Below are 13,100 nucleotides of genomic sequence, written 5' to 3'. Positions count from 1 at the left end.
CCTGAGGCAAGGTATGACAACAGCCGTCAGTCAATCAGATGAAGCGGTACGGTTTCCCCGGCCGCTGCGTCTTACGTTTCGAGATGACCTGCGAAGCACCCTGCTATCCTGGTTTGTGAAGTCTTTTCTGTTTGTCGTCACATTCTGCTCGGTAGCAGCCGTTCTTCTGATTTTCGTTTTTGTCATTCGCCAGGCAGCTCCTTTCTTTACGGAAAGCGGAGTTTCACCCCGAGAGAGAATCACAGAGTTTCTTACGAGCCGGCGCTGGTTTCCTGAACACCAGGCTCATCCGGAATACGGCATTCTGGCTATCATTGCCGGGTCTTTTTATGTCACCGTCACCTCCCTGCTGATTGCCGTACCGACCGGCCTGCTGGCCGCCGTCTTTCTGAGCGACATTGCTTCCTTTCGCACACGTCAGGTCTGCAAGCCCCTGATTGAAATTCTGGCCGCTATTCCTTCGGTGGCCTATGGGGTTTTTGCGGTGATGGTTGTAGCCCCCTGGCTTCAGAAACATCTGGGGTTTTCGACCGGCACCAATGCCCTGAATGCTTCGATAATCCTGTCAATTATGGCGATGCCGACCATCATCAGTGTGGCGGAAGATGCCCTTACGGCCGTCGGACGAGAAATTCGCGAGGCATCCTATGGTCTGGGCGCCACGCGGGCGGAAACGCTTCTGCGGGTTGTGATTCCCGCCGCCCACAGCGGCATTTTGGCGGCCGTAATCCTCGGGATGATGCGTGCTGTCGGAGAAACGATGGTGGTCTGGATGGCCTCCGGCAATGCCACGCAGATTCCCTCTCCCTGGTGGGATTTGTCTCAATCCGTCCGCACGATGACCGCCACCATCGCCGGCGAACTGGGCGAAGTGCCGCAGGGCACAATTCACTTTCATTCGCTTTTTGCCATCGGTCTGGTTTTGCTGATTTTCACCTTTTGTCTGAATCTGCTGAGTGAACATTTTATTCTGCAAATGAAAAAGTCGAAGCGATGACTCTCTGGCGTCAAATAAAAAATGCGTTTTTTACGGCCCTGTGCAGCAGTTCCGTACTGTTTCTGGCGGTTGCCCTGATGCTCTTCCTGTTTCCGATGCTCTGGAAAGGCAGCAAAGCCGTCTTCTTCCGAAAGACCGTCGAATTCGATAAAATGCAGAAAGAACTGTTCAAACGGGGAAAGGCGGAAGACCTGGAAAGGCGAACGGCTCAAACAAATCAGGCTCGCCGGGAGGCCCTGGACCTGCTGGAGCATTTCAGCCGGGGAATTGACACCGCCCTTTTGAGTCGGGAAGCCCGTTCCGCTTATCAGCAGCTCGGCCGCCATCTTCGCTATCTGGAAGTCGCAGATGAAGAATACGCCCGGCTTCGCGAACAGGCCAAGGAGATTCGGGATGCCTTTCTGCAGGCCCTGGACACAGTGGATAAAGCGGAGGCGGAATCACTGCTGGATACCGTCGATGCCCAGCGGTCCAATTCCCGCTTTCAGAACAGTCCGTTTGAAATTGTCTTTTCGCTTTCCAAACAGTACCGGCAGATTCTTCAGGAAATTGATTTGTCCCGCCGGTCCGAATACGCTGCTGAACTGGATATTGTCAAAACAGAAATGCGGAAACTGTTCGGTCCGCTGCCCGGCGAATCCGTCCCGCCTCTGCCGCAGGACCGGTTCGGCGCCACGCGCTGGGATGTGGCTCAAAAACATCTTCACTATCTGATTTATCAAACCAAATGGGTTCCCTCCGGCAAAGACGACAAACGGCTGATTCCCAAACAAATCCGCCGGGATGACCCGGACGAAGGGATTTTCGGAAAAACGGAACTGGCTCCTCTGTTTTCGATGGTGGAGCAGAATCTTGCCGCGATGCTTCAGCCCCGCCCGACAATTTACTGGCGGTATTTTCTGGACGACAGCACCGCCGGACATTACTTCGGCGGCGCCGGCCCGGAAGTCCTCGGCACACTCCTGCTGACCGTTCTTTCGATGTGTTTCGCCGTTCCGCTGGGCGTGCTGTCCGCCGCCTATCTGGTGGAATATGCCGCGGACGGAATCACCACACGGGTCATCCGCACCTGCATCAATACCCTGGCCGGTGTTCCGAGTATCGTCTATGGGCTTTTCGGGCTGGCTTTCTTTGTTCTGATGGTCGGCAAACCCTGTATTCTGTCCGCCTCAATGACCCTGGCCCTTCTGGTCCTGCCCGTGATAATCCGGGCCTCTGAAGAAGCCATTCGGGCTGTGCCGCAGTCCTATAAAGAAGCATCGCTGGCCCTGGGAGCGGGCAAATTCAGGACATTTCTGACCGTCACCCTGCCGGCCGCCGGGCCGGGCATTCTGACCGGTATTATTCTGAGCTTAAGCCGTGCCGCCGGTGAGACCGCCCCGATTCTTTTTGCCGGTGCTGTCGCCCTCGGACCGATTCCGAACATCGGGCTTCATTTGAAATGGCTTTTTCAGCCGACCCGGGCCCTTTCATACGGGTGCTATGATATAACCGTCGGGGACCGCCTGGCTATGCAGGTGCCTCACAACCAGTTCGGAATGGTGATGACGCTGATTCTGCTGGTTCTCGTGCTGAATTTAGCGGCCATCTTCCTGCGATGGCGAATGAGCCGAAAACTGCAAGGGATTTAAAATGCTGCTTTCTTCGGATAATATTCAGAAAAAACAACACCCACAGAGGCCGAAAATGGAACGTCTTTCTCCACAGTCCGACCCTCGACAGCCCGGTCCGATCCGGCTGGCTGAACCGGAAGCAAAACCGGAAATCCAGCAGACCGTCCGGCCGGAACGGATTATTATTCAAGCCAAAGACTTCAGCTTTTACTACGGTTCGAAAATTGGTGTCGAGAACATTACGATGGACATTGAGGCCGGCTCCGTGACCGCGATTATCGGCCCCAGCGGCTGTGGAAAAAGCACGTTTCTGCGGTGCATCAACCGGATGAATGACCTGATTCCGAACACCCGGGCGGACGGACTGCTGACCGTCGGCGGACAAAATGTCTATGACAAAAATACCAACCTGGTTAACCTGCGTCAGCAGGTCGGAATGGTTTTTCAGAAGCCGAATCCCTTCGCCAAAAGCATCTATGACAACGTGGCGTATGGTCCGCGTCTTCAGGGAATCCGGCGCCGCTCAGAACTGGATGCTATCGTCGAACGGTGCCTTCGTGATGCGGCGCTGTGGGAGGAGGTCAAGGAGGATTTATCCAAATCCGCCCTGGCCTTGTCCGGCGGACAGCAGCAGCGGCTGTGCATCGCCCGTACGCTGGCCAATAAGCCCAAAGTCATTCTGATGGACGAACCCTGCTCCGCCCTTGACCCGCTGGCGACCGCCCGAATTGAAGAACTCATTGCTTCTCTGAAAGGCACGTACACCATCGTGATTGTCACACACAATATGCAGCAGGCGGCACGCGTCAGCGACCGCACCGCCTTTTTCTGCCTGGGCAAACTCATCGAATACGGCCGGACCGATGTGCTCTTTACCAACCCCGCCAAAAAAGAAACCGAAGACTACATCACAGGGCGATTTGGATAAACGAAAGGAATTCGGATATGTCCGTTCATCTCAAACGGGAGATTGAGAATCTCAAGCAAATGCTTCTGGAGCAGTGCTCACGGGTCGAAGAACATCTCTGGAAAGCCGTCAAAGCCGTCGAAACCTGGGATGGAACGCTGGCCCGGCAGGTTGTTGACCGGGATACGGAGATTGACCGCAAGGAAGTCGATATTGAGGAAGAATGCCTGAAAATGCTGGCGCTCTATCAGCCCGTCGCCATCGACCTGCGATACATCATTACGGCCCTGAAAATCAACAATGACCTGGAGCGCATCGGCGACCTGGCCGTCAACATTGCGGAGCGGGCGGAATATCTGTCCTCGCAGGAACAGATTCAAATCCCGCCGAATCTGGAAGAAATGGCCGAAAAAAGCCAGTTTATGGTCCGCCGAAGCATCGACGCCCTGGTCAATCTGGACTGCCGAATCGCCCACCACGTCTGCCTGAGCGATGACGAAGTGGACGCCCTTCACAAACAAATGTATGCGTACATTCAGGACCGCATCCGCTCACATCCGGAACAGATGGAATTGCTGATGCATCTGCTTTCGGTTTCGCGGCATCTGGAACGCATTGCCGACCACGCCACGAATATCGCTGAAGATGTGATTTACCTCGTGGAAGGGCACATCATCCGCCACAAAAAGCAGGACCATCGATAAGGCCAAGAAAGGTCCGGGTTAGTGCAGCCAGCTGTCGGCTAAAAACCGCCAGTCGGCCCCGTCGATTACACCGTCCCGATTGAAATCGCCGCAGCTGCTTTGCGGTCCCAGCCCTTCTGCGAGCCACTGCCCGCAGAACAGGGCCAAATCCTCCAGCCCGACCTGACAATCCCCTGACAAATCCGCCAAAGGCCGCTCGGACTGAAGCACAAAATGGCATGCCGTTAGAGGCGGAATGCTGTAGGAAAACGCATTATTGACAATCGCGGAAACAGGTGTCCGCTCCGTAATGGAGGTGCTGGAGCCGTCAAAGGCCCACACACGACCGGAGGTATAAAGGCAGGGACTGTTGATGACGAAACTTCCGCTGATGGGTTCCGTCAGATGTTTATTCAAAACAATCAAATGAAGACGGTTGTTGAGTCCGGAAAACATCGATGCATAAATGGAACTGTTGACCTTATCCGACATCGAGGCGGATACCTTCACATCGCCGAACGTTGAGCCGTTGCCGTCATAATTGCGGTACAGATTAAACGCTGCGTTGGTATAAACTCCGTTGGCACCCCAGTACGCCGCCAGATACACACCGTATTTCCCGAATATTCCCAGCACATCCGCCTGAGCAATGCCGCCGGAGATATGGTTTTCGCCGCCGTAATTGTATTCTGTAAACGCCAGTTTGGTTCCCGGATAATACGTCTGAATGGAATTGAAAATCTTCGGCAGCAGGGGCAGATAACTGCTGAACCACTGACCAATCCAGCTGTTTTCAATATATCCGCTGTCCCACAGCGTTCGCGGCGCCTGCATTCGCGTGACATAATTGGTCTCCGTTGCCGCAAAATCGGTAATTCGTACATTGTTATTGTCGCGTGCTTCCGGATACCAATGCAAATCCAGCACATCCAAAAGCCGCCGGCCGGCCGATGTGCCGGCGTTTTTCATCTGAACCAGATAGTAATCGATGAACCAGGAGTAACTGCCCTTGACGCTGTTCCAGTCAGGGGCATCCTGCAGATGCAAAAACGCGGCAAAGCCATACAGGACCGGCCCGGTAATCTGTGCATACGGGTCCACATCCTTAACCGCCGACGCCAGGGCCGTACTTCTGTTAATCAGCTCCACACAGCCCACCTTATTGGGATGAATCCGGGGATGCGTATAAGCCCACAGGGCCGGCTCATTGTCCAGCGAATAAAACTTCACCCCTGTCGGAGTGTTGGCATTCCCGAAGGTTGTCACCAGATAATTGACAAACTCATCCATATACACGAAGTTGTCCGTCGTACTGGGGCTTCCCGCCGGTACACAAAACGGGGCATTTTTCTTATAGACCACTTCTTTCCAGCGGGAGGAGGGGGCCGTTTGGGCTTCCGTGACCGTCCCCCAGTCATCCGCCGCTACATAGCCGGCCATCTGCAGGGTCAACACCGATGCGCGTCCGGCTTGGATATCGGCCTGTCGAAAATCCGCATAGACCTTGCCGGGTATCAGCTGCTGATTCCACGGCAGATAAGCGGACATATACCGGTCGCTCGAATGATACCAGTCGCTGCCTGCATTGGAGAAATTGTTCTCCCAGTTATACCCCGTCGTGCGGTTTCCTCCCATTCGCCGTACCGTCAGATTCCCGCAGGTAACATGGTCGAAGTTGGCCCCGTAAATATAGGGACTGATCATCGCCCGCCCGCTTTCCGTGTTGATAGAATACTGAACCGAAATAGCCCCCCAGGCCGCTGCTGAAACCACACAGACCCCCCCAAAAAACCACTCTAACGGTCTCATCATCATCCTCCGCTCAACTGTTTTCAATTCCCCCAGTCGGACGACACGTCCGCCATCTCCGACATCTGATAGGGATTCAGCCATCCTGCCGCCAAAACCGCCAAATCCTCCAGATTGACCTGACAATCCTGATTCAGGTCACCGTACGCACAGAGAGAAGACGGTATAATCAGCTCCAGATAGTCAAAATACATCCAGCCCCAATATTTTTCAATCGCAAGAGTATTCTGCCCAGCATTCAGCGAAACCGGAATCGTTTTGGTCAGCCAGGTCTGCGTCTGAGCGTCATCAAAGACCACCGTTCCGGATGGGACACCATTGACACGCAAATATTGAGTTTTGGGGGTACCGTAAAAAAGATTATATCGGAAAACGGCCTGATATGAACCGGCAGACGGGACTTCGACCGTCCAGGTGATGGTGCCGGAGTCTCTCATATCCAGATAGGCACCGCCGCCGGCTGCTGTCGAACTTCGACGGGTAACTTCGCCGGTATAAACCGCGTTTTCCGCTTCATATCGAACTGTCTGCGGAACCGGACTGCCTCCGACATTCAGGACAGCCGGCGAGGAATACGTCCAGCGTCCGCTGTTGTCAACAGCTTTGACTTTCAGGGTATAAGTGCCGGCCGGAATGTCGGCCCAGAAAAACTCATAAGGACTCGATGCATCCTCACCCAGTTTGACGGTTCCCCGATAAAATTCGACTTTGGCAATGGCCCCATCCGGGTCCAAGGCCTCCGCCCGCAGCGTCAGATTTCTTCCGGAAGGGATTCGAACCGTCCCGGCAGGCCAAAGCAGAGAACAAGTCGGCGGAAGCCCCGTCCCTTCACTGGGCTGGTCGTCATTTCGCTTCTGATAGAGTCTGTTCTTCAAAAAACAGCCCATTTCCTCTTCGCCGCAGCGCAAGGTCCAATTTGGATAAAAAATCGACGGCCGCCAGTCATAACTGGCCACCCAGGCAGTCTGGCTGATTTTCAGCCCGTCCGCCCAGTCCAGCAGGGGCTGTCCGTACGTCGTAATCGAACCGGTCAGTCCCGTTCCGCCGGCGGCGCTGAAGCCCCATTCGGTCATAAAGACCGGATACACCGCCGCACAGGTCTGTACATGGTTTATGTACCACTGCGGATTGCCCCAGGTTCCGTCCAGATGTCCGGGATACAAATGCGAGACATACGCGATATTCTGCCCGCCGACCGGGTCGCTGACCGGATGGGTCGCTGCCGGCCCGATGATTTGCGAATAGCTCGGACCGGCCACCAGAATCAGGTTATTCGGAGCATAACTGCGGACAATATCAATCCAGGTCTGCATATCCGCCCGCACGCTCAGCCAGCGGTTCAAATCGGAGCTGCCCGGATTGATGGGCTCATTGAACAGTTCAAAAATCACATGGCTGTCATTGGCAAAACGGGGCGCCATATAGGCCCAGAAGGCCGAAGCCATTGGAACATGGTCATACGTATTGGCGATGTAGTGCAGATCGATAATCACATACAAATCTTTGGTTCGGCAGTAATCCACAACCGACCGAAGGAGGTTGTTGTAAAAGTGGTCGCTGCCGGGCACGAAGGTCCACGGGCTGGCAAAATCATCCTCATCCGACGGATAAATCGGAAGCCGAATGACCCGCGGATACCAGCCCGGCGAACCGCCCTGCGTATCCGTTTGATTCGTGAGCCGGTTAATCATATTGATAACGCCGCCATACCACAGCTGTGTGGCCCCCAGGTCCATCAAACTGACGCCTCGCAGCACCACGATATTGCCGGCCGGGTCTTTGAGAACATTGCCGTCCGCCCGCAGCCAAGGGGTGGCGGCGTACAGCGGCATCCCGTTCAACCCCAGTAGAAACCAGAAAGCCAAATAGAAAAGAATCCTATCTAAAGTTCCGATAATCCGGCGGACGGTCTTTGGGACCATAACACCCCCTTCGTCTGTATAGACAGATAGAAAGAAAGGGCCGGCGGGAAATCTTTCCGACCCTTTCTTTTTCTTTCAGCCGCATTCTGCCGCTTGATACCGGGCTTTTTCAGCGCCGTCTGCGGATTGTCAGCACCCCGCCCAGCCCCAGCAGAGCCATCGTGGTCGGCTCCGGAATCAGCTGGATATTGTCAATATAGAAATTCCCGGCGCCGTCCACAGGATTCTGCTGGAAAGAAATTACAATCTGGAACCAGTTCAGGGCGTTGTAGCTGGGAATTTCCAGCCGATACGTCTTGAAGGCATCGCCCGCCCAGGGCCCCCAGTCGGTCGAGGTCGGCAGTCCCGTCAGACGGTCCACGGCCGTCGCCGTCGTCCACTCCTGCCAGCCGCTGTCGCTGTTGAATGCAATCTTATCGGCAACCTTGGTCCAGTTATTGCCCGTCCACTCATTGGCATACATCGTCACATCGAATGTCAGAATCACGTTGTTCAGCTGTCCCGGGGCCGCAGGCGCACTCCAGAGCATCTTCCAGTATCCGCCGTCTGAAAGTTTTACGGCTACGCTGTTGTCCCCCCGCGTAACGGTTCCCGGCACCGAACCGATGGTGAATGTTGCTCCGCCTTCCCAGCTCGGTCCCCAGTTGTCCATTCCGGTTTCAAAGTCGCCGATGACAACGGCCTGGCTGACGGAGACAATCCCCATCGCAAACATCATCAGTAAACATTTCTTCATCTTATCCTTCTCCTTTCTGAAAACCTTATTGAATTCGAACTATTCTCAACTGACGTAAACACCCTCACACACTCTCACACGCACACTTTCTTAAAAACCATGAATCAAAAACACAGAAGGCGAGGGTCCTGCCTTTTTATCAGCAAGACCCTCGCAACATATTCTCCTTAATCACATGCCTCAAAGATGTTCGAGCAGCCCAGCCAGTTGACCGCCACTTCCGCCAGGTCATACAAATCCACCTTGCAGTCGCGGTTATTTCCGCCGGCGCCGTTCGGCCCGGCAATATCGCCGTAGAAATAATAACCGCCGGCTTCAATCGTTGCCCGGCACGAATCCGTATTCAGCGTCACCCGAACCGTATCAGAGGAGGTAAACTGCCCGTCATCCACCGTCAGCCGGAATTCGTACGGTTCCGCAGAACCTTCCTCTGTCGTATTCGCCAGTTCCGTCAGAGTTACAGTCGTTACGGCCGCATTCGGATTCGTAATCGTTACCGCAGGTCCCGCCGTCTGCTCCCACAGATAACTGAGCGGCCCCGGCTGACCGTCATCCGTCGAAGCACTTCCGTTCAGCGTCAGTACCACGCTCGGATTGCCGCCCAGCCACAGATATTGATCCGCTCCGGCATTTGCCGTCGGAGGTACATTCGTCGAAGCCGTGAATGTCCAGAACGCAAGAGGAATCGTGTTCGGGTCGCTTTCGATAACCCAAGTGTATTTGACCCCATCGGTCAGAGACGGCATCGGACAGCTGCTGGTGGCTCCCGGATTGATTTCTGTATAGATGTTTGTCAGGAGGTTTTTGTACGTGTCCGGTGAAAGGATTGTATTGGGGTCATTCGGATTCTCCACGGGCGCGCCGAACCAGACTTTCACCCAGTTCAGCGAATCCGTCGCATTCGTCCACGACAGTTCCGTATCATACCCAATCACCGCTACGCCGTTGTTCGCCGGATGCGGGTCATGCGGTTCATCGACAAATCGAACCGCATCAATATAATAGGGGCCTGCCGTTGAGCAGTTGAAAGACAGATTAATCTGGAAATAAGTCGCTCCCGTCAAATTATAGTTGGAAATATCAATCGTCACCGTGCGGAACATATCCCCATCCCAGGCACCCCAGTCCACCGGTGCCGGCTCGCCCGTCAGACGGTTGGTCCAGTTTGCCGTGGTGGTTGTATATTCCACCCATCCGCCGCCCGGAGCATTGCTCTGCAGGGCAATCTTCTCGCAGAACCGCGTCCACGGCTGAGTCGGCCAATCCGCCGCAAAGCAGGTAATATCAATCTGGAGTTTCCCCAACCGAGTCGGAACAGAGGGGGCTACCCAGCGCAGGGGCCAGAAGTTGGTCCCGTTATGATACACCCTCAAACATTGAGACCCCGACGTCACCGCTCCCTCTTGTGTACTCAGACTCAAAGTCGGAGCCGGCGTCCCCGTCGCCACAAAACCATCCAAGCCGGTTTCAAAATCCGCCAGCATCACAGCATATCCTGAAGCCGCCCAGCCCAAAAGCATCAACGCCGCCAACCATTTTTTCATAACCACTCTCCTTTCCTGAATTGCAAAAAGAACGTTGATTGGGAAAACTTTTGACTGACTTGACATGTCAATTTGGATGAAGTGCATTTGTCTTCCTTATTACCCTTCCCGTTTTGCTCTGATTATCCAAGAAACAACCCTTAAAGTCAAGCCAAAAACCGAAAAATAATATTTGCGTAAATATTTGCGGTCTTTTCAGAAGCACTCCAAAGGGTCCAGCAGATGCCGTTGAGACAGTTCGAGTCTGACCATTTCAAAAATCTTGAGAACATAACTCTCTGATATAGAACAAGTTGCATTTTCAATATTTTTTATCCGTAACAGACGGCCGTTATCGGACCCTTCGGACGTCCTTTCTGACCGGGGCCTTCATCAGCTCGAAAAATTTTTTTTGCGGTAATTTTTCCATACATCCCTTCCCCTCCAATTGCTCCCGGTTTTTCAACACCGTCCCTCCAAACCCGCCTTCCTGAGCCATTGTTCATTGCGTTCGATCAATTCGATGCGCTGCCGGACACACACACGGGTTCGTCCGCCGTCCTCCGGCGTGTTCAGCGTATAGTCCACCAGCGCCTCCAGCGAACAGGTCGCCACATGCAGCCGCGTATCCGACGAGCCGTAATAAAGATAAACAGTCCCGTCGTCATCCAGAATCCATCCGTTGCTGAACAGTACATTCGAAACATCGCCGACCCGCTCCGGCCCCCGCGGAGCCAGCACATAGCCGCCCGGACGATGTGTGACCTTCCACGGGCACTTCAAATCCGTCATAAACACGTACAAAACATACCGAAGCCCCGCCGCCGTATTCCGCACGCCGTGGGCCAGATGCAGCCAGCCGTATCGGGTTTTTATCGGCGCCGGGCCCAGTCCGTTCTTTACCTCTTTGATTGTATGATACCGCTTTTCATCGACAATGATTTCCTCCGTCAGAACGGCTTCTTCGATGTTCCTGCAGGTCCCCCAGCCGATTCCGCCGCCGGAGCCGGTCTGAATAAATCCGTCCTGCGGCCGCGTATAGAATCCATAACAGCCGTTGACAAACTCCGGATGCAGCACCACATTCCGCTGCTGCGGCGAGGGGGTTTTCAGATTTGCCAGCCGCTCCCATTTCTTCAAATCCTTCGTTCGTGCAATCCCCGCCTGGGCCACGGCGGACGAGGTATCCTCCGGCGGCGCTGCAGGGTCCTTCGACTCCACACAAAACACCCCGTAAATCCAGCCGTCTTCGTGTGCCGTCAGCCGCAAATCGTACAAGTTGGTCTCGGACTCCTCCAGTTCCGGCATCTCCACAGGCCGCTCCCAGAAGCGAAATCCTTCAATTCCCGATTTGCTTTCGACAATCGCAAAAAAAGACTTGCGGTCGGCCCCTTCCACCCGAGCCGCCAGCAGAAAGGAATCCCCTATTTTTATGGCGCCGGCATTGAATACGGAGTTGACCGCCAGCCGCTCCAGCAGAAACGGATTACGCTGCGGGTCGAATTCATAGCGCCACGACGGCGGAACATGCTCCCGCGTGAGCACCGGATACAGGTACCGCTGAAACAGCCCGTCCCGTTCTGCCGGACGATTTTTCCGCTCCAGCAGCCGGCGATGCTCGTTGTGAATCTGCTCGACCGCCCTTTGATACTCTCCCAGACTTTTCATTGCAGGGTCTGCCCGCTCAAAATACGCTCCTCCTGAATCATTTTCAGACGTCGGATGGCTTCCATGCAGGCCCGACTGTTGTGATAGGGACACTTCCACTCGGAAACTTTCGGCATGGACAGGTCAGGCTTGCGGCCGGCATCCAGCTTCCAGAACCATTCGCCGTATGTTCGGTCGATCTGGTAGTCTTCAATAAACCGCCAGACGTTCCAGGCGGCTTCGTAAAACTCCTGGCGTGCACTCAGCTGGTAGGCATTCAGCAAGCCCACAACAGCTTCCGCCTGGCACCAGAAATGCTTTTCGGCATTGACCTGCCCCTGTTCATCCCGTTCAAACAGCAGGCTGCCGTCCGTGTCGAGCCCCTCCCCCAAGACTGCTTCGGCTATGTTCAGCGATACGGGCACCACCCGCGGTCCCCATTTCTCCGCCCCCAGCACCTCTGCGGCCCGGCACAGCAGCCAGCTGCCTTCAATATCGTGCCCGAAGGAAACCCGCTGGGTCAGTCTTTCCCAGTTTCGCTCAAAAAACAAACCGAAATGATGCGAATGCTCATCCAGAATCTTCTGTCGGAATATCTCAACCAATTCCTCCAGACGGATGCCGATTCGCCTGTCCGGACGAACCGAATACAACTCAGCAAAAGCCTCCAGCAAATGCAGGTGGGCATTCATCGATTTGGGGGCCGTCATATCTCCGTCACTGAGCTGCTGTTTGGCCGCCAAGGTCCAGTCCCGCTCCATGACCTCCCAATATCCCCCGGCCTCTTCATCCAGAGCATGCTCTTCCAATCGCTCAAAAACCTCCATCGCCATGGCCAGCGGTTCGGGCCTTCGGGTCAGCCGGTAATACTCAGCCAAACTGTAAATCAAAAATGCCTGTCCATATGTTTTTTTCTGCGTCTGAAGAGGGCCTTGCGGCCCAACCTGCCAATACCCTCCTCCGTACTGATTATCCCAGAAATCTCTTCGGAGAAACTGATAGGCAAGGTGTGCCATCTTTTTGCATCGGTCGTCGTGGAGAAACAGGGCCAGCGACGAAAACGTCCACAAAAGCCGCGTACACAGAATCAATCCGTTCGGGGCTGTCTGATCCGCTACCAAATCATTGCTGAGCCGGCCGATAAAAGCACCGGTCTTTGTATCCCGCAGGTGGGTGAGCCAAAACGGCAGGATGTTCCCTTTGAGCTCCTCCTCCACCTGCTTCAAAAAATGTCCAACGGCTTGGTCATTCATCGCAATTCTC

General features: G+C 54.6%; 10 protein-coding genes. 4 read left to right on the top strand and 6 right to left on the bottom strand.

Translation table 11 applies throughout. The features are described 5' to 3' along the window. Window positions 1-13 precede the first annotated feature (13 nt). The 4 genes from pstC to phoU are packed head-to-tail and all read left to right on the top strand — an operon-like array spanning window position 14 to window position 4,221. A complete protein-coding gene (gene pstC / locus WHS88_02505; GenBank protein ID MEJ5259042.1) occupies window positions 14-997 on the top strand; it encodes a phosphate ABC transporter permease subunit PstC in 984 nt (327 codons plus the stop codon). Further along, window positions 994-2,628: a phosphate ABC transporter permease PstA gene (gene pstA / locus WHS88_02500; protein MEJ5259041.1), complete on the top strand. Its 1,635-nt coding sequence runs from the start codon at window positions 994-996 to the stop codon at window positions 2,626-2,628. Before pstC ends, pstA begins: the two co-directional genes overlap by 4 nt. A 55-nt stretch (window positions 2,629-2,683) precedes the next feature. Further along, entirely contained in the window at window positions 2,684-3,538 is an 855-nt protein-coding gene (pstB, locus tag WHS88_02495) for a phosphate ABC transporter ATP-binding protein PstB (GenBank protein ID MEJ5259040.1), read from the top strand. Between the two features lie 17 nt (window positions 3,539-3,555). Then, window positions 3,556-4,221 (top strand): phosphate signaling complex protein PhoU, encoded by a 666-nt coding sequence (gene phoU / locus WHS88_02490; protein MEJ5259039.1) that lies wholly within the window; start codon window positions 3,556-3,558, stop codon window positions 4,219-4,221. 18 nt (window positions 4,222-4,239) lie between these two features. Here phoU and WHS88_02485 read toward each other — a convergent pair whose 3' ends face one another. The 6 genes from WHS88_02485 to WHS88_02460 all read right to left on the bottom strand — a co-directional run bounded on the left by WHS88_02485 (window position 4,240) and on the right by WHS88_02460 (window position 13,090). Then, entirely contained in the window at window positions 4,240-6,009 is a 1,770-nt protein-coding gene (locus tag WHS88_02485) for a glycoside hydrolase family 44 protein (GenBank protein ID MEJ5259038.1), read from the bottom strand. Window positions 6,010-6,032: 23 nt separating this feature from the next. Further along, window positions 6,033-7,931, bottom strand: a complete 1,899-nt coding sequence (locus tag WHS88_02480) for a cellulase family glycosylhydrolase (protein ID MEJ5259037.1) — start codon at window positions 7,929-7,931, stop codon at window positions 6,033-6,035. A gap of 109 nt (window positions 7,932-8,040) precedes the next feature. Continuing rightward, window positions 8,041-8,667 carry a PEP-CTERM sorting domain-containing protein gene (locus WHS88_02475; protein MEJ5259036.1) on the bottom strand — a complete coding sequence of 209 codons (627 nt, stop codon included), beginning with the start codon at window positions 8,665-8,667 and terminating at the stop codon, window positions 8,041-8,043. A gap of 167 nt (window positions 8,668-8,834) precedes the next feature. Beyond that, a complete protein-coding gene (locus WHS88_02470; protein ID MEJ5259035.1) occupies window positions 8,835-10,211 on the bottom strand; it encodes a hypothetical protein in 1,377 nt (458 codons plus the stop codon). A gap of 441 nt (window positions 10,212-10,652) precedes the next feature. Beyond that, on the bottom strand, window positions 10,653-11,858 hold the full coding sequence (locus WHS88_02465; GenBank protein MEJ5259034.1) for a glycosidase: 1,206 nt from the start codon (window positions 11,856-11,858) through the stop codon (window positions 10,653-10,655). Then, on the bottom strand, window positions 11,855-13,090 hold the full coding sequence (locus tag WHS88_02460; protein MEJ5259033.1) for an AGE family epimerase/isomerase: 1,236 nt from the start codon (window positions 13,088-13,090) through the stop codon (window positions 11,855-11,857). Before WHS88_02460 ends, WHS88_02465 begins: the two co-directional genes overlap by 4 nt. Window positions 13,091-13,100 lie beyond the last annotated feature (10 nt).

This window comes from Anaerohalosphaeraceae bacterium (genome assembly GCA_037479115.1).
Classification (GTDB): domain Bacteria; phylum Planctomycetota; class Phycisphaerae; order Sedimentisphaerales; family Anaerohalosphaeraceae; genus JAHDQI01.
Note: the sequence above shows the minus strand (reverse complement) of the source record. Positions and strands in the feature narration are given on the sequence as shown.